This window comes from Streptococcus acidominimus, assembly GCF_001921825.1.
In the GTDB taxonomy this organism is placed as follows: Bacteria; Bacillota; Bacilli; order Lactobacillales; family Streptococcaceae; genus Streptococcus; species Streptococcus acidominimus.
This window is the reverse complement of the sequence record NZ_MSJL01000018.1, coordinates 27202-44718: the sequence shown is the minus strand read 5'-3', so window position 1 is coordinate 44718 and position 17517 is coordinate 27202. Positions and strand designations below refer to the sequence as shown.

Here is a 17517-nt window from a genome sequence, read left to right as displayed (position 1 = left end):
CATGGGCTTAGTGCGCCCAAAAATAGGAAAATAAGCAAAAAGTAAGCTTCGAAAGCGAAGCTTACTGGAATTAATGCTTACAAATAGGGCTTACTTAACAACTACTTGAAGTTTTTAGAGGTGCCCACAAATAGTAAGTTTATAGGAGCTGTATCGACAAGTGCTACAACCTTATTGGCATATGAACAGTTACTGATGTCCAAAAATTTATCTGGTGTAGGTACCTTTGCCCATGAAATGACGCATGGCAATGATAGAGAAAATGCACGCGCCGTGCTCGGTGCGCCTAAGAGAGCAGGTCTAGGTGCAGAAATTTTAACCCGCTCCATGTTTGAAACAGGTGATGTTACCGTAGGGAATAGCGCTAGAATTAAGCCAATCTTTTTGTTTAACACCACAACACCTATTCCAGAAAGTGATCGTCGGATTCAGGCTTCAGAGTCACTGAATACCAAGGAAAAATTAGAAACTTATAGTCGACATTTAATCGATCTAATTGCTTATCTAGAGGCTAAAGAAGCAGAAATTGCCTTGAATTTGTCAGAAGCAGATAAATTGAACTATTTCATTCAGGTCAAGCAAGTGGAAACAGACGCAACAGCGGCAAGTAGACGGACAACGGATCAATTTGTCGCAGCACAAACTGCGCCAAATACAATCGAAGATCTTGTCAAAAACGGCTATGTGAGCGGTCAATTTGTAGCTCATGGAATGGAAAGATTTACAACGATTGTCCCTAATCAGTATGATTTCATTCCATTATTTGAAAGTTTCTACGCTGCAAATGTTGCAGAAGCAGGAAAAAATATGGTCGGGGATATCTCTGTCAAACGAAATGCTCATGAAATAATCGGTTGGCTTGGCTATGATCAGATGGCTACCTATTTAAGTGATCGCTATTCGAATGATATTGAAGCCTTTAATGCCATTGGTGCAGGGAATTACCAAGACTACAAAGTTTCGAAATATAGGGAGTTGTTGCAAAAGGAAGCAGTCAATCAGCTATGGACAGACGAAGAGCTGACGAGAGAACTAACTGCTGCAATACAGGCTGACCTAGCGATACTGAGAAATGGTAACAGCTCACAAATTTATAGTCAGGCAACGCATGTCCGAGCTGTTAAACAAAAAATACTCAACAAAGCCTTACAATACAATGATTTGAAAAATAGTGTGTTACAGGATAAGGCGACTGCTTATGTTGCAGATGCTATCCTTCCTTTTAATACACAAGATAGGACGAATCCGCAGAGCATAAAAGTGGGGAATGTAGAAACGATTTCTACACCGCTTCAACCAGCTATTCGATATGTAGGAGATGCTGAAAAAGCCCTTGGCGAAGAACGGATCGAACAGGGAACTCTCGGATCTAATACTACTTCCAGTTTATAGTCATTTAGTTTATATTTTTATTACTTCGTTAACTCGTTTTGCTGTACCCCAGTACTACCTGCGACTCGTTGCCTAGTACTAAAAATAAACTAAACGGCTATAATTCAAGATACTTATTCCTCCACTGAGTATCGCAACCACTCGCTACTAAGAAAGCCCAAACCAGATTTTTATCTGGTTTTTTCTTAGATTCTTTCAATTTTCTGACAAATTATGATAAAATAGAAAAAAAGAATTTGAGGATAAGGTATGACATTAGTATATCAATCAACACGTGATACGAATAACAGAGTGACAGCCAGCCAAGCGATTTTGCAAGGCTTAGCAACAGACGGTGGACTTTTTACGCCACTGACCTATCCCAAGGTGGCATTGGATTTTGACCGCTTAAAAGACATGTCCTATCAGGAAGTAGCTAGACTGATTCTAGGGGCTTTCTTAGATGATTTCACGGCAGAGGAGTTGGACTACTGTATCACCAACGCCTATGACAGCAAGTTTGATGATGAGCGCATTGCGCCTCTAGTCAAGCTAGACGGTCAGTACAATTTGGAATTGTTCCACGGCCCAACGATTGCTTTCAAGGATATGGCTCTGTCTATCCTCCCTTATTTGATGACAACGGCAGCCAAGAAGCATGGCTTGGAAAATAAAATCGTCATTTTGACGGCAACTTCTGGTGATACCGGAAAGGCAGCCATGGCTGGTTTTGCAGATGTTCCCGGGACAGAGATTATCGTCTTTTATCCAAAGGACGGTGTCAGCAAGGTGCAGGAATTGCAAATGACGACCCAGACAGGAGACAATACCCATGTGGTAGCGATTGAGGGGAATTTTGATGATGCGCAGACCAAGGTCAAGGAGATGTTTAATGATGAGGTCTTGCGTGCCAAATTAGGCAACAAGAAGATGCAGTTTTCATCTGCTAATTCGATGAATATCGGACGCCTTGTACCGCAAATTGTTTACTATGTCTATGCTTACGCGCAGTTGGTGAAAGACGGAGAACTGGTGGCAGGTGAGACGCTCAACTTCACTGTACCAACAGGGAATTTTGGAAATATTCTCGCTGCCTTTTATGCCAAACAAATCGGTCTGCCAGTTGGGAAATTGATTTGTGCTTCAAATGAAAACAATGTCTTGACAGACTTCTTCAAGACCAGAGTGTATGACAAGAAACGAGCTTTTAAGGTGACGAGCAGTCCTTCTATGGACATTCTTGTATCTTCAAACTTAGAGCGCTTGATTTTCCATCTTTTAGGCAATGATGCAGAGAAAACAGCTGCCTTGATGGCTGCCTTGGGAGTGGACGGTCAGTATGAGATAGAGCCAGTAGATGAGGACTTGTTTGACTGGTTTGCGGCAGAATATGCAACCGAGGACGAAACGGCGCAAGCGATCAAACGGATCTATGAACTGTCTTCTTATATCGAAGATCCCCACACGGCAGTTGCCTCCAGTGTGTATCAAAAATATGTGGCAGCAACAAAGGATCCGACAAAGACGGTGATTGCCTCCACAGCAAGTCCTTACAAATTCCCAATTGTAGCAGTTGAAGCGGTGACAGGCGAGACTGGTTTGGGTGATTTTGAAGCCCTTGAGAAATTGCAGACCCTATCGGGTGTAGCACTGCCACCAGCAGTAGATGGCTTGGAAACAGCCCCTGTTCGCCACAAGACAGTCGTTGCAGCTTGTGATATGCAGGCAGAAGTCGAACGCTACTTAGGTGTGGATACTCTTTAAAATCTCAACTTGTCTGATGTTTAATGAGTACTAGCTCGAATCTAGAAATAACGGAGTGAGAAAGATTGCGGTTGCTGAAATCGTGATTGTATCCCACTCCCTTTTTAGGATATGATAGATAATAAAAATATAATGCAAATTGCGCTGCCTGCTATGGCAGAAAATTTTTTACAGATGCTCATGGGCATGGTGGATGGCTACTTGGTGGCAAGTCTCGGTCTGGTCTCTCTTTCAGGTGTGTCAGTCGCTGGAAATATCATCACCATTTATCAGGCGATTTTTATAGCCTTGGCTGCCGCCATTTCAAGTGTCTTGGCTCGTAGCCTAGGGGCAGGGGATCAGAAATCGCAAGCCTACCATGCAACCGAGGCAGTCAAGCTAACCGTCCTCATCAGTTTTGTTCTGGGCTTGATTTCCGTGTTTTTCGGACAAGGGATCTTGCGTGCGCTAGGGACGGAACCTGCAGTGGCAGAGGCAGGAGGTCTCTTTCTGGCGATTGTGGGTGGAACGATTCTGCTTCTGGGACTAATGACCAGCCTCGGAGCTTTGGTGCGGACTACGGGCAATCCCCGTCTACCCATGTATGTGAGTCTTTTGACTAATCTTCTCAATGCCCTTTTCTCAAGTTTCTTTATTTTTGGTCTCCATTGGGGAATCGTCGGTGTGGCTCTGGGGACAGTCTTGGCTCGTTTGGTGGGGGTTGTGGTCTTGTGGCACTCTCTTTCCATCCCCTTTGCTAAGCCAAGCTGGGGCTGGGATAAGGACTTGCTCCAACTGTCCTTGCCCGCTGCGGGCGAACGCCTTATGATGCGGGCAGGTGATGTGGTGCTGATCGCCCTTGTGGTCGGCTTTGGTACGGAGGCGGTAGCTGGCAATGCGATCGGTGAGGTTCTGACCCAATTTAACTACATGCCAGCCTTTGGCGTGGCAACTGCGACCGTTCTCTTGGTAGCGCATAGCTGGGGGCAGAAAAAGACAGATGAGCTAGACCGGATTGTGCGTAAGACTTACCGACTGGCAGTCGGCTTGATGTTGCCCGTTGCTCTCTTGGTATTTGCCCTAGGAAGTCCCCTCACTCACCTCTATACCCATGATGAGGGGGCAGTAGCCGCTAGCCTTTTGGTTGTCCTCTTCTCGCTTCTGGGCCTCCCTTTTACAGCAGGAACTGTCATCTATACTGCCATCTGGCAGGGCTTGGGCAATGGGAAACTTCCTTTTTATGCCACAGCCATTGGCATGTGGGTGATTCGGATTGGGACAGGCTACCTACTCGGCATCACCTTGGGGCTTGGGCTGCCCGGAATCTGGGCAGGTACCCTCCTAGACAATGTCTTTCGTTGGCTCTTTTTGGCAACCCTCTATCAGCGCCATAAGAAAACGATTATCAACTAAGAGAGTTAGGTGTTGGCATCTTTGCATTGAAATTGTAACAAGGTTTTGAAACAAATTTTCAACTCTTTCCGAATGTTTGTCTTTTGCCCTCATTCGCGACAGATTAGTCCATTAAGCTATACAGCAAGGTCGGCTATGTGCTACAATGAAGTCATTCCGGTTCTTTTTTAGCATGGATTTTGTTAGGAAAAGAAAGCTGGGATACTTTGGAAAATAATAGGCAATAACAATCAACAAGCAAAGGAATTGAGTTCGGATGACGGGCTGTGCAAAAAGGGGGGAGCAGTTTCGGTTCTAGCTGATTGGAGCTGTACCTTCCTTTTGGGGAGGCTGTGAGTTTTTAACGGGCTTTATATCTTAGTTTGTAGAATATAGACGATAGGAGTATGTATGAAAGCTATTATTACGGTTGTAGGAAAAGATAAGACAGGGATTGTAGCAGGTGTTTCTGCTAAAATCGCAGAGTTAGGGCTGAATATCGACGATATTTCACAGACTGTTTTGGATGAATTTTTCACCATGATGACGGTTGTATCGAGCGAGGAGAAGAAGGATTTTACAGCCTTACGCAAGGAATTTGATGCTTTTGGTGAGACCTTGAATGTCAAAATCAACATTCAGAGCGCGGCAATTTTTGATGCCATGTACAACATCTAAGAGGTAGGATATGGATATTAGACAAGTTACGGAAACCACTGCCATGATCGAAGAGCAGAATTTTGATATTCGAACCATCACCATGGGGATTTCGCTCCTAGATTGTATTGATATGGATATTGATCGTGCAGCTGAAAAGATTTACAAAAAAATCACGACCAAGGCGCGTGACTTGGTCGCGGTGGGAGAGGATATTGCAGCCGAGTTGGGGATTCCTATTGTCAACAAGCGGGTTAGTGTAACCCCGATCGCCCTCATCGGCGCAGCGACAGAGGCGACAGACTATGTGCCGTTAGCGCAGGCGCTCGATCGCGCAGCAAAAGAAATTGGAGTTGATTTTATCGGTGGATTTTCTGCCCTAGTTCAGAAAGGCTACCAAAAAGGGGACGAGATTCTCATCAATTCAATTCCTCAGGCTCTCGCTGTGACAGACAAGGTTTGCTCTTCGGTTAATATCGGGTCTACCAAAACAGGGATCAATATGACAGCGGTGAGGGACATGGGACGCATCATCAAGGAAACAGCGACCCTTTCTGAAATGGGAGCTGCGAAACTCGTCATCTTTGCTAATGCTGTTGAGGATAATCCTTTTATGGCAGGAGCCTTCCACGGTGTTGGGGAAGCAGATGTCGTTATCAATGTTGGTGTTTCAGGTCCTGGTGTGGTCAAGCGTGCGCTTGAAAAAGTCCGCGGAGAAAGTTTTGATGTCGTGGCTGAAACAGTAAAAAAGACAGCCTTTAAAATCACTCGTATCGGGCAATTGGTCGGTCAAATGGCGAGCGAGCGCTTGGGTGTTAAATTTGGAATTGTCGATTTGAGCCTAGCCCCAACGCCTGCTGTCGGCGATTCGGTAGCACGCGTGCTTGAGGAAATGGGACTTGAAACCGTTGGCACGCATGGGACAACGGCAGCCCTTGCCCTGCTCAATGATCAGGTCAAAAAGGGAGGTGTCATGGCTTGTAATCAGGTTGGCGGTCTGTCGGGTGCTTTTATTCCAGTATCAGAGGACGAGGGAATGATTGCAGCCGTGCAATCTGGTTCGCTCAACTTGGAAAAATTAGAGGCAATGACGGCGATTTGTTCAGTCGGTCTTGATATGATCGCCATTCCAGAAGAAACCCCTGCCGAAACCATTGCGGCTATGATTGCCGACGAGGCGGCAATTGGGGTTATCAATCAGAAAACCACGGCTGTACGGATTATTCCAAAAGGCAAAGAGGGCGATATGATCGAATTTGGTGGTCTGCTAGGGACAGCGCCTGTCATGAAGGTCAATCCCGCATCATCTGCTGCCTTTATCGCGCGTGGTGGACAAATCCCTGCTCCGATTCATAGTTTTAAGAATTAGAAAATAGGAAACGATTGTCTTAGGCAGTCGTTTTTTGATATAATAGAATAAGGAATATGAGGAGGAACAAGAATGGCAGAAACCAGACTATACATTGCCCGTCACGGAAAGACCATGTTTAATACCATTGGTCGTATTCAAGGATGGTGTGATACACCTTTGACAAAGATCGGTGAAGAGGGGATCCGTGAGCTAGGCCTTGGCTTGAAAGAAGCAGGCTTGGAATTTAAGGCTGCTGTATCAAGCGACTTGGGACGGACTGTTCAGACCATTACCATTGCTCAAAAAGAGCTAGGCATTTTAGGTAAAATCCCTTATTACCAAGACAAGCGGATTCGGGAATGGTGCTTTGGTAGCTTTGAGGGGATGTATGATGCAGAGCTATTTAGCGGTGTCTTACCCCGCATTAGTGGCATTGTTGATGCTGGCACCATGACCTTTGAAGAGATTGCAAATGGTGTGCATGAAGCAGACTCTGCCAACTGGTCAGAGCCGTGGGAGGTGCTGAAAGAGCGTATTTTGAGCGGATTTGAAAGTATCGCCAAAGATCTGGAAAAACAAGGTGGTGGCAATGCCCTAGTCGTAAGCCACGGTATGACCATTGCGACCTTGGTCAACTTACTAGCGCCAGAACGTCCGACTAACCTAGCGCTGGACAATGGCTCTGTCACCGTTTTGAAATATGAAGATGGTCAATTTAGCATTGAAGCTGTAGGGGATATGTCTTATCGTAGGGCTGGAGCGAGTGTGATGCAAGCGCATGATGAATAGGAAAAAAATTGGCATAGTTGCTTTCATCGCTTGTCTGCTGGTATTTGTGGTCCTTAACTTTTTTCTTTGGAGCTTGGATCCGGCAAGTATTGTTGATAAGTCTGCGACGATAGAAGTAAAGGAGGCTGCACGTTCGTCCGAAGAAGATGCCTTAGCGTCTGCTTCTCTAGATGACTGGGAATTGGTCTTGGTCAATCGTGATCATTTGCTTGAATCAGAGCCGAAGTCCTTAGCGACAGTAGGAAATATTCAGGTTGATAGCAGAATTGCGACAGCTACGCAAGACTTTTTAGTAGCCGATCGAGTAATGGTTCCCGACGAGGTCTTGCTATCAGGCTACAGAAGTCGCGCTGAGCAAGAACAGCTCTATAACGAGAGAGTTGCAGAGTTAGAAGCGAGTGGGGTTGTTCGGGCAGAAGCAGAAGCTGCGGTTCGTTCTCAAGTACAGATGCCAGGAGCTAGCGAACACCAGACTGGTCTTGCCATTGACATGAGTGAAGAAGCAGGGCAACTAGATGAAGTGGCAGAAAAAATCAAAGCATTGGCGCCACAATACGGCCTTGTCCTTCGATATCCAGAAGGGAAAAGCCACCTCACAGGAATTGCTTTTGAAAGCTGGCACTTCCGCTATGTCGGGGTTGAAAATGCCCAGTACATGGAAAAACACGACTTGGTCTTGGAAGAATACCTTGCTTTATTAAAAGATAGGAAATAAAACGTCATGATTGGCGTTTTTTCTTTGTCCCTCTTGACAAATACATCGAGGTGCGATATACTCGTTATATCGAAGTTCGATATATCGAACTACAAGGAGAAAATGTATGGAAGAAAAAATAAGGCGGATCTATCTTCCGATGACGGAAACGGCATTCTATATTCTATTTGCCTTACAGGAAGAGCGGCATGGCTATGACATCACCCAAAAGACCAAGGAATTGACTGGAGGTCAGGTCGTGATTAGCCCTGGGACCATGTATGGCACCCTGTCTAAAATGGAAAAGGATGGTCTGATTGCCTTTGTCCGTGAAGAAGAGAAGCGGAAACGTTATCGAATAACAGGGTTAGGGCGAGAGGTATTGGAGATTGAGAAATCGAGGATTGAGCGCCTCTATCGAAATAGCCGAGGAGAGAGATATGAAGAAGCAGAAATTTAATAGGTTTAAACCGATTCAAATGGAAGCATATTTCAGTCGTATGCAGCGGTCGGGTCAGGCCTTAAAGCAGGTATCACCTTGGAGTGGCACGATTGAATTTGTATCTTGTAAGCCCGAAAACATGATCTATCGCCTTGATTTTTATCAGCCTAGCAAGAAAGAAATCGGCTTTTTTCCAGAATACGATCATCACTATCTGACTTTATTTCAAGATGCAGGATGGGAAATGGTTTGCGGTGCATCGCCTTATGTTATCTGGCGTAAGCCTGTGTCAACAGTAGATTCTCCCGATGAATCGCTCCTCTACAATGACCGTGAGGGGGTCTACCAGCATTACAAGAGGCTTGTTACATATCGAGTGTTGTCTAGTATTATTGTTCCGTGGTTTTCTCTGGCAACTGCCTCTATATGGCAGATCGCTGAGTGGAAGTGGTACCAATTTGTCTGGCAGGGGTTAATCTTGCTGGTCTGGCTTGCTTTTGTAGCCTACCAACTATGGATGTTGGATCAGTGGAAAAAGGAGGTATGACATGAAAAAGGAACTAAAATTCTTCTTTATCACTGATTTTGAAAAGGAAGAGAACTATTTAATTGCCATGCATCGGAAAGGTTGGCGGCTAAAAGAAATACGTTTTGCCTGTCTTTTCATTTTTGAAAGATCCCAGCCAGAAGAAGTTGCCTATCGCCTAGACTTTAAACCGAGATTGGGTGAGGATCGGGATACTTATTATCAAATGTATGCAGATTACGGCTGGGATTATGTAGGTGTTTGTAATAATTTTGTTTGCTTCCGTAAAGCGGTCAGAGACGGAGAGGAAACGGATATTTACAGTGATAGGCAGACCAAGCTAGAAATGATTGGACGGATCTTCAAGTGGCGATTTATCTTTTTATTACTGATGAGTCTAGTTTTCTTGTGGCATGCCTTTCGTGCTGGCAATAGACTGTCGCTATGGGCTACCTTGGGGATTGTGTATATGGGTTTGCTTATCTATTGTGGTATTGGTTTTTACAAATTAAGAAAGCGTTATTCAGAAAAGGAGTTAAGATGAAAAAAAGAAAATGTGAAGAAGTTACTCTGGCAGTCCTACCTATTTTGTGTATTAACTTTTTAGTGAATCTGCACCGTCTGCGATTTGAACAGCTGACAGTTTTGTCCCTCTTGGTTGATATGGTTATCCTCATTCACCCGCTCTTAATCGGAATGCTCCTGTATCGTTGGTGGAAGTCGAAAAAAGAATTAGAAAGGGAAGCGCATGAAAAAATATAAGAACCTTTTAAAAGTAGTGGGGTACTTGCTTCTAGTATTTATCCTCAATCGTCCTCTGTTCTACCTCATCCAGTATCAAGAAGCCCTGACTTCACTGACTGCTTGGGCTACCAGTCTCCTCTATCTATTCCTTGTTCTAGGAGTGACGGTCTGGCTTTGGCGTACTTATCGCGCACAGACGGTAGCGCAAGCCTTGCGTTGGAAAGACCTTGGTCTTGCTCTGCTCTTTGGACTACTGGCAAGAATAGTGGCAGTTGTTGGCACCGTATTGATCCTGTTAGCGAGTGGACAAGCGACCAGTGCTAATGATGCAGCCTTGTTGGGAATTGTAGGGGAACTAAGAGACGGCTTCTTCCCGATTGCCATCTTGTTCTTGCTCTATACCTCTTTGCTGGCACCGATTGTAGAAGAAATCATCTTTAGGGGTCTGTTTATCCAGCTGCTTTTCAAAAATAGCTCCCGATGGTTGGCTTGGTTGCTGTCATCTACTGTATTTGCTCTTATGCACCTTCATTCATTTGCACCCGTAGAATTTATCCTCTACTTCTCCCTAGCTAGCGTTTTATATCTATCCTACGCTCGTCGGGGTGAGATAAAGGATTCGATCTTGGTTCATATCTTGAATAATGCCCTCCCGACCGTGGTCTTTGCTGTTCAGATCTTTTTATAGGGAGTATAAGTTTATCTTTTGTAATTGAACTTGAGCCACAACTCACTGACAAAGCGTAGTCAAAAGGTTGAGTAACCCTAGATAAGACACAGTAGGCATCTGATTGTAGCTATCGCTACAATCAGATGCCTTTGTGGGGGTCTCACGACGAAGCGAACCGCTTCTGTTCGGCTGCCTATTTTGTCTAGGAGTTGCTTCCCCAGTCTAGGAATAGACTGGGGAAGGTTGGAGATATAGTCATTTAGTTTATATTTTTATTATTTCGTTAACTCGTCTTGCTGTACCCCAGTACTACCTGCGACTCGTTGCCTAGTACTAAAAATAAACTAAACGGCTATAAAACGAGCGGTGCTCGTATCAAACAGTCTCTCCCCAGACTGTTTTGACGAAAACTAAATAACTATAACTAGGTCTTTAGACTGATTTTTAGCACTCTTGTAGAAAGAGTGCTAATTTTTGGCTTTTCTGCCTTGACAATCTGATAAATCGGTGTATAATAGAATCATGAGTTAGCACTCGAAAGGTTAGAGTGCTAATACTCAATAAAAGTCAAAAAGCAAACGAGCCACGGCCTGTACTGATGTATGGCAGGCGATATGGATATTGTTTGAATTTGATTGTTGCAGATAATAAGAGCATCCTGACTGGAGGTGAGGTTTTGGTAACAGAGCGCCAGCATGAAATTCTAAATTTAATCGTTGAAATCTTTACAAAAACACACGAGCCAGTGGGATCTAAAGCCCTCCAAGAGAGTATTGCTTCTAGTAGCGCAACCATTCGAAATGAAATGGCAGCTCTCGAAAAGAAAGGCCTGCTTGAAAAAGCCCACACTTCAAGTGGTAGAATGCCTAGTGTGGAGGGTTTCAAATACTTTGTGGAGCATTCCTTGAGTTTTGATAGTCTGGATGAGGAAGATGTGTACCAAGTTGTCAGAAGTTTCGACCGCGAGTTTTTCCGCTTGGATGATATTTTTCAGACGACAGCAGCTATCCTATCCGACTTGACAGCTTGCACGGTGGCGGTACTTGATGTCGAGCCCAGTCAGCAAAAGCTAACAGCTTTTGATATTGTTATCCTTAGTCAGCATGCAGCATTGGCGGTGATGACCTTGGATGAGTCAAAAACGCTGACCAGACAGTTTGCGATTCCTAAGAATTTTCTCCGTGAGGATTTAATGGAGGTCAGAAGTCTGGTGCGCGAGCGCCTGCTTGGAAAATCGGTGCTAGATATTCACTATAAGCTACGAACCGAGATTCCGCAGATTATCCAACGGCATTTCATCACGACCGACAATGTACTTTATCTGTTTGAACACATTTTCTCGGATCTCTTTACCGAGGATATCGTAACTGCCGGAAAGATTCGCCTGCTAGATTTTGCAGATACTCGAGCTTACCAGTTCTTTGATTCTCCCCAAAAAGTAGCTCTTGAAATGCGGAGCAATCTTGGAGAAGATGAGATGCAGAGTGTCAGGGTGGCTGACAGTCGAGAAGAATCACTCTCAAGTCTGACCGTGATGACGACTAAGTTTCTTATTCCCTATCGTGGATTTGGGCTCCTGTCCGTTATCGGCCCGATCAATGTAGACTACAACCGCATGATCAGCCTGATCAACCTCGTCAATCGCGTCCTCATGATGAAACTGACCGATTTTTATCGATACCTAAGCAGTAACCACTATGAGGTTCACTAAGATACGAGGGCGTTAAGCAACTCCTAGACAAAATAGACAATCGAAGCAGGGTGTCTTGCACCCAATGAGATTGATCTTTTTGTCAGAGAGTTGTAGCCCGAGTTCAGTTCATCAAGATACGAGGGCGTTTGACACGAGCACCGCTCGTTTTATCTCCAACCTTCCACAGTCTATTCCTAGACTGTGGAAGCAACTCCTAGACAAAATAGGCGGCCGAACAGAAGCGGTTCGCTTCGTAGTGAGACCCCCACAAAGGCAACTAGATTGTAGTGATAGCTACAATCAGATGCCTACTGTGTCTTATCTAAGGTTACTCAATTTTTTGACTACGCTTTGTCAGAGAGTTGTAGCCCGAGTTCAGTTCATCAAGATACGAGGGCGTAAAAAAAGCGACTGAAAATTAGGAAACATGACGAAGAGATTAGAGAGAGTTTGCTTCGCAAACTTCTATTTCCCGCCTCTCAAGGTATACTATACCTTGAGAGCTAGGAATGTTTATCCCTAAAGGGAGCCACAGCTGTAACTAGCTAAAGCTAGAACATCTGCGTCTCTATTTTCCGAGATTTTAGGCTGAACTCAATTCAGTAATATACAAGAGCGTAAAAAAGCAACTGAAAATTAGGAAACATGACGAGTGAAAAGCTCCAGTGGAGGTTTTCAGCCTATTTCCTAACGGCAGCCCAGTCAGGCTAAAATTGTTATTATAAAAATAAAGCATTTCTAAATATTGTTATAAAGGAGGTTTCACGTGACCGAAGAAATCAAAAAAGAAGAACAAGTTGAGGAAGTGGAGGAGACAGAAGAAGCTGTCCAAGAAGAAACACCTCAAGAAAAATCAGAGTTGGAGCTTGCGAATGAGCGGGCGGAAGACTTTGAAAACAAGTATCTGCGTGCTGTGGCAGAGATGCAAAATATTCAGCGTCGCAGTAGTGAAGAACGTCAAACCTTACAAAGATACCGTAGTCAAGATTTGGGCAAGGCAATCTTGCCGTCCCTAGATAACCTAGAGCGTGCCCTAGCGGTGGATGGCTTGACAGATGAGGTGAAAAAAGGTCTTGAAATGGTTCAAGAAAGTCTGGTTCAGGCACTCAAAGCTGAAGGCATTGAAGAAGTGGCAGCAGACGGGGCATTCGACCCTAACTTCCACATGGCGATTCAAACCATGCCGGCAGATGATGACCACTCAGCCGACACCATTGCCCAAGTCTTCCAAAAAGGCTATAAGCTTCACGAGCGTGTCCTTCGCCCAGCTATGGTGGTCGTGTATAACTAATCATTAGTATAGTTTTGATGTTTAAAGAGTATAACTTGTCCGAAATGACAGAAAACTATGATTTAAAAAGAAAAAATAAATTTAATTGTTGAAAGGATTTGAACGTTACTTTCAGTCGTTAGATGGAGAAAGCCTCGTTTTCTCTAATCTCCCGATTGAAACAGTCCACAGGACTATTTCAACGTTCTTGGTATCATTATTATGTCTAAAATTATTGGTATTGACTTAGGAACTACAAACTCTGCAGTGGCTGTTCTTGAAGGAACAGAAAGCAAAATCATTGCAAACCCAGAAGGAAATCGTACAACTCCGTCTGTTGTATCTTTCAAAAATGGTGAAATTATCGTTGGTGATGCAGCAAAACGCCAAGCAGTGACAAATCCTGACACCATTATCTCTATCAAATCAAAAATGGGAACAGCTGAAAAAGTTGCTGCAAATGGTAAAGAATACACTCCACAAGAAATTTCTGCTATGATCCTTCAATACTTGAAAGGGTATGCAGAAGAGTACCTTGGTGAAAAAGTAACAAAAGCTGTTATTACTGTCCCTGCTTACTTCAATGATGCCCAACGTCAAGCGACAAAAGATGCAGGTAAAATTGCAGGTCTTGAAGTAGAACGGATCGTTAACGAGCCAACAGCAGCAGCTCTTGCTTATGGTCTTGACAAGACAGACAAAGAAGAAAAAATCTTGGTATTTGACCTCGGTGGAGGAACCTTTGACGTTTCTATCCTTGAATTAGGAGATGGTGTCTTTGACGTTCTTGCAACTGCTGGTGATAACAAACTTGGTGGAGATGATTTTGACCAAAAAATTATCGACCACATGGTAACTGAATTTAAGAAAGAAAATGGCATTGACCTATCAGCGGATAAAATGGCGGTTCAACGCTTGAAAGATGCAGCTGAAAAAGCGAAGAAAGACCTTTCAGGTGTTACATCAACTCAAATCAGCTTGCCGTTTATCACTGCTGGGGAAGCAGGACCTCTTCACTTGGAAATGACCCTTACTCGCGCGAAATTTGATGATTTGACACGCGACCTTGTAGAGCGCACAAAAGAACCAGTTCGCCGTGCCTTGTCTGATGCAGGACTTTCTATCTCTGAAATTGATGAAGTAATCCTTGTAGGTGGTTCAACTCGTATCCCAGCTGTCGTAGAAGCTGTTAAAGCTGAAACTGGAAAAGAGCCAAACAAATCTGTAAACCCAGATGAAGTAGTAGCGATGGGTGCTGCTATCCAAGGTGGGGTTATCTCTGGTGATGTTAAAGATGTCGTGCTTCTTGATGTGACACCATTATCACTTGGTATTGAGACAATGGGTGGCGTATTTACCAAACTAATTGAACGCAATACAACGATTCCAACATCTAAATCACAAGTCTTCTCAACAGCAGCAGACAACCAGCCAGCAGTAGATATCCATGTTCTTCAAGGTGAGCGTCCAATGGCTGCGGACAACAAAACACTCGGTCGTTTCCAATTGACAGACATTCCAGCGGCACCTCGTGGAATCCCTCAAATCGAAGTAACCTTTGACATTGACAAAAACGGTATCGTATCTGTTAAAGCCAAAGACCTTGGTACTCAAAAAGAGCAAACAATCGTAATCCAATCAAATTCAGGATTGACAGACGAAGAGATCGATCGCATGATGAAAGATGCAGAAGCTAACGCAGAAGCAGATAAGAAGCGTAAGGAAGAAGTTGATCTTCGCAACGAAGTTGACCAAGCGATCTTTGCTACTGAAAAGACAATCAAGGAAACAGAAGGCAAAGGATTTGACGCAGAACGTGATGCAGCCCAAGCCGCACTTGACGAATTGAAAGCAGCTCAAGAAGCTAACAATTTGGACGACATGAAAGCAAAATTGGAAAACTTGAACGAAAAAGCGCAAGGTCTAGCAGTTAAGATGTATGAACAAGCTGCAGCAGCGCAACAAGCAGCCCAAGGAGCAGAAGGTGCTGAGCAAGCAAATCCAGCAGGTGATGACGTTGTAGATGGTGAATTCACTGAAAAATAAGATGTGAGAGTGTAAAAGCTTATTACAGAGGTTGCAAACCAGCCTCTGTTTTTGCTAAATGTAGCACTTTAACAGCAAGGAACAGAACCCGCTTTGCATTCTCGGTTCTTTCCACAAACTTATGAAAGGAAGAAAGTGTTCGTAACTGAACACGGGTTATAATCTCTCTCTTTTTAGTTGTTGCAAGATTTAGTGTTTTAATAGAAAGGAAATGAACCCGCCCTAAAAGCTGTGTGAAAAAGATAAATCGTCTAGAAAATCAGGATTTTCTGCCGATTTCCTATTTTCACTTTGCTTTTTACGGGCTTGGTATCTTATATGAACAATACAGAATTTTACGATCGGCTTGGGGTTTCTAAGGATGCCTCTCAAGACGAGATTAAAAAGGCTTATCGGAAAATGTCCAAGAAGTACCATCCAGATATCAATCAAGAGGCTGGTGCGGAGCAGAAATACAAGGACATTCAGGAAGCCTATGAAACACTTAGTGATACTCAAAAGCGCGCTAATTATGACCAATTTGGTGCTGCTGGTGCCCAAGGCGGCTTTGGTGGCGGAGGCTTTAGCGGTTTTGATGGTGCAGGCTTTGGTGGTTTTGAAGATATTTTTTCTAGCTTCTTTGGAGGAGGTGGCGCAAGTCGTAATCCCAATGCGCCGCGTCAGGGAGACGATCTTCAATACCGTATCAATTTAAAATTTGAAGAAGCAATTTTTGGTGCAGAAAAAGAAGTCAGCTACAATCGTGAAGCGACCTGTCGAACCTGTACGGGTTCTGGAGCCAAGCCAGGGACTAGCCCTGTAACCTGTGGTCGCTGTCATGGTGCTGGTGTTATCAACGTTGATACCCAGACACCGCTCGGTATGATGCGCCGACAAATGACCTGTGATGTCTGTCATGGTCGTGGAAAAGAAATCAAAGACCCATGTCATACTTGTCACGGTACAGGTCACGAAAAGCAGGCTCATACAGTTACTGTCAAAGTACCAGCAGGTGTTGAAACAGGTCAAAAAATCCGCCTTTCAGGTCAAGGAGAGGCTGGATTTAACGGTGGTCCTTATGGAGATCTATTTGTCATCATTCAGGTGCAGGCTTCGGACAAGTTTGAACGTGACGGCACGACCATTCACTACACATTGAACCTAAACTTCGTTCAAGCAGCTTTAGGTGATACAGTGCATGTGCCGACTGTTCATGGTGATGTCGATTTGGTGATTCCTGAAGGTACGCAGACTGGCAAGAAATTCCGTCTGAAAGGGAAAGGTGCCCCAAGCCTACGTGGTGGTGTTGTGGGCGACCAGTATGTAACCATTCATATTGTCACACCAACCAACCTCAATGACAAACAAAAAGCAGCCTTGAAAGAATTTGCGGCAGCAGGAAATATGACTGTTAACCCCCAGAAAAAAGGCTTTTTCGATAAAGTAAAAGACGCCTTTGAGGAACTCTAAGATACGAGAGCGTTAAGCAACTCCTAGACAAAATAGGCAATCGAAGCAGTGTGTCTTGCACCCAATGAGATTGATCTTTTTGTCAGCGAGTTGTAGCACGAGTTCAATTCCATAAGATACGAGGGCGTTAAAAAACCGACTGAAAAATAGGAAATACGACGCAGAAGTCTTTGCTTCTAGGAGTATTTATCTTTTTTCCGAGGTTTTAGGCTGAACTCAATTACAAGATACGAGAGCGTTTGACACGAGTTTCACTCGTTTTATCTCCCATCTTCCCAGTCTATTCCTAGACTGTGAAAGCAACTAAAGTTGCAACGGTTATGACTCTTTTTCTTGCTTGTTTCAAGGAACAGGTTGCTTCGGGACAGAAAGATTTTCCTTTAAGAAATTCTGAAGCAACAAATACTATACATTGGCGCAACGACCTAAAAAGCGGACAAGAGTAGATTCTGAATCACAGAAAATACACCTTGTTCGCTTTTTCTATATTCGATTCGGTTTGACCTTTGTCCCAGCCTCGCTTTTAACAAGTATGTTAAGGAAAAACATGACATAAGGATTGGAACTTAGAAAAACTGTCTTTGAGCATGTAGAGTACAGCAAGACGGGTTTAGGAGGTAACAAAAGATAAACGAAATGACCAAATCAGCAACTATGGCTTGCTGATTTTTGTCTTTCAT

The 17517-nt window shown here is 44.1% G+C and carries 16 protein-coding genes; all 16 read left to right on the top strand.

The features are described 5' to 3' along the window. Positions 1–174: 174 nt before the first annotated feature. The 16 genes from BU200_RS05165 to dnaJ all read left to right on the top strand — a co-directional run bounded on the left by BU200_RS05165 (position 175) and on the right by dnaJ (position 16837). Positions 175–1392, top strand: coding sequence for a ZmpA/ZmpB/ZmpC family metallo-endopeptidase (locus BU200_RS05165; RefSeq protein WP_075099155.1), 1218 nt, complete (start codon positions 175–177; stop codon positions 1390–1392). 249 nt (positions 1393–1641) lie between these two features. Beyond that, positions 1642–3135, top strand: coding sequence for a threonine synthase (gene thrC, locus BU200_RS05160; protein WP_075099154.1), 1494 nt, complete (start codon positions 1642–1644; stop codon positions 3133–3135). Positions 3136–3246: 111 nt separating this feature from the next. Continuing rightward, the gene (locus BU200_RS05155; RefSeq protein ID WP_075099153.1) at positions 3247–4527 is read left to right on the top strand and encodes an MATE family efflux transporter; all 1281 of its coding nucleotides are present in this window, start codon (positions 3247–3249) and stop codon (positions 4525–4527) included. 390 nt (positions 4528–4917) lie between these two features. Beyond that, positions 4918–5184: an ACT domain-containing protein gene (locus BU200_RS05150; protein ID WP_075099152.1), complete on the top strand. Its 267-nt coding sequence runs from the start codon at positions 4918–4920 to the stop codon at positions 5182–5184. A gap of 10 nt (positions 5185–5194) precedes the next feature. Beyond that, positions 5195–6532: a PFL family protein gene (locus tag BU200_RS05145; protein WP_075099151.1), complete on the top strand. Its 1338-nt coding sequence runs from the start codon at positions 5195–5197 to the stop codon at positions 6530–6532. Between the two features lie 72 nt (positions 6533–6604). Beyond that, positions 6605–7303 carry a histidine phosphatase family protein gene (locus BU200_RS05140; RefSeq protein ID WP_075099150.1) on the top strand — a complete coding sequence of 233 codons (699 nt, stop codon included), beginning with the start codon at positions 6605–6607 and terminating at the stop codon, positions 7301–7303. After that, positions 7293–8018, top strand: a complete 726-nt coding sequence (locus tag BU200_RS05135; RefSeq protein WP_075099149.1) for a M15 family metallopeptidase — start codon at positions 7293–7295, stop codon at positions 8016–8018. The genes BU200_RS05140 and BU200_RS05135 overlap by 11 nt, the downstream gene beginning before the upstream one ends. A 106-nt stretch (positions 8019–8124) precedes the next feature. After that, a complete protein-coding gene (locus tag BU200_RS05130; RefSeq protein WP_075099148.1) occupies positions 8125–8457 on the top strand; it encodes a PadR family transcriptional regulator in 333 nt (110 codons plus the stop codon). Next, positions 8438–8986 (top strand): DUF2812 domain-containing protein, encoded by a 549-nt coding sequence (locus BU200_RS05125; RefSeq protein ID WP_075099147.1) that lies wholly within the window; start codon positions 8438–8440, stop codon positions 8984–8986. The genes BU200_RS05130 and BU200_RS05125 overlap by 20 nt, the downstream gene beginning before the upstream one ends. A gap of 1 nt (position 8987) precedes the next feature. Continuing rightward, entirely contained in the window at positions 8988–9509 is a 522-nt protein-coding gene (locus BU200_RS05120; protein WP_075099146.1) for a DUF2812 domain-containing protein, read from the top strand. Next, the gene (locus BU200_RS05115) at positions 9506–9727 is read left to right on the top strand and encodes a hypothetical protein (RefSeq protein ID WP_075099145.1); all 222 of its coding nucleotides are present in this window, start codon (positions 9506–9508) and stop codon (positions 9725–9727) included. Before BU200_RS05120 ends, BU200_RS05115 begins: the two co-directional genes overlap by 4 nt. Continuing rightward, complete coding sequence (locus BU200_RS05110; protein WP_075099144.1) at positions 9714–10397, top strand: CPBP family intramembrane glutamic endopeptidase; 684 nt, start codon at positions 9714–9716, stop codon at positions 10395–10397. Before BU200_RS05115 ends, BU200_RS05110 begins: the two co-directional genes overlap by 14 nt. Positions 10398–11055: 658 nt before the next feature. Next, complete coding sequence (hrcA, locus tag BU200_RS05105) at positions 11056–12090, top strand: heat-inducible transcriptional repressor HrcA (RefSeq protein ID WP_075099158.1); 1035 nt, start codon at positions 11056–11058, stop codon at positions 12088–12090. Between the two features lie 748 nt (positions 12091–12838). After that, a complete protein-coding gene (grpE, locus tag BU200_RS05100) occupies positions 12839–13363 on the top strand; it encodes a nucleotide exchange factor GrpE (RefSeq protein WP_075099143.1) in 525 nt (174 codons plus the stop codon). Between the two features lie 201 nt (positions 13364–13564). Beyond that, positions 13565–15388, top strand: a complete 1824-nt coding sequence (gene dnaK, locus BU200_RS05095) for a molecular chaperone DnaK (protein ID WP_075099142.1) — start codon at positions 13565–13567, stop codon at positions 15386–15388. Between the two features lie 318 nt (positions 15389–15706). Further along, positions 15707–16837, top strand: a complete 1131-nt coding sequence (dnaJ, locus tag BU200_RS05090) for a molecular chaperone DnaJ (RefSeq protein ID WP_075099141.1) — start codon at positions 15707–15709, stop codon at positions 16835–16837. Positions 16838–17517 lie beyond the last annotated feature (680 nt).

Excerpts from the sequence above, each read along its gene's own strand:
- thrC (WP_075099154.1), top strand. The coding sequence starts at position 1,642 with ATGACATTAGTATATCAATCAACACGTGATACGAATAACAGAGTGACA.
- BU200_RS05155 (WP_075099153.1), top strand. The coding sequence starts at position 3,247 with ATGATAGATAATAAAAATATAATGCAAATTGCGCTGCCTGCTATGGCA.
- BU200_RS05150 (WP_075099152.1), top strand. The coding sequence starts at position 4,918 with ATGAAAGCTATTATTACGGTTGTAGGAAAAGATAAGACAGGGATTGTA.
- BU200_RS05145 (WP_075099151.1), top strand. The coding sequence starts at position 5,195 with ATGGATATTAGACAAGTTACGGAAACCACTGCCATGATCGAAGAGCAG.
- BU200_RS05140 (WP_075099150.1), top strand. The coding sequence starts at position 6,605 with ATGGCAGAAACCAGACTATACATTGCCCGTCACGGAAAGACCATGTTT.
- BU200_RS05135 (WP_075099149.1), top strand. The coding sequence starts at position 7,293 with ATGATGAATAGGAAAAAAATTGGCATAGTTGCTTTCATCGCTTGTCTG.
- BU200_RS05130 (WP_075099148.1), top strand. The coding sequence starts at position 8,125 with ATGGAAGAAAAAATAAGGCGGATCTATCTTCCGATGACGGAAACGGCA.
- BU200_RS05125 (WP_075099147.1), top strand. The coding sequence starts at position 8,438 with ATGAAGAAGCAGAAATTTAATAGGTTTAAACCGATTCAAATGGAAGCA.
- BU200_RS05120 (WP_075099146.1), top strand. The coding sequence starts at position 8,988 with ATGAAAAAGGAACTAAAATTCTTCTTTATCACTGATTTTGAAAAGGAA.
- BU200_RS05115 (WP_075099145.1), top strand. The coding sequence starts at position 9,506 with ATGAAAAAAAGAAAATGTGAAGAAGTTACTCTGGCAGTCCTACCTATT.
- BU200_RS05110 (WP_075099144.1), top strand. The coding sequence starts at position 9,714 with ATGAAAAAATATAAGAACCTTTTAAAAGTAGTGGGGTACTTGCTTCTA.
- dnaK (WP_075099142.1), top strand. The coding sequence starts at position 13,565 with ATGTCTAAAATTATTGGTATTGACTTAGGAACTACAAACTCTGCAGTG.
- dnaJ (WP_075099141.1), top strand. The coding sequence starts at position 15,707 with ATGAACAATACAGAATTTTACGATCGGCTTGGGGTTTCTAAGGATGCC.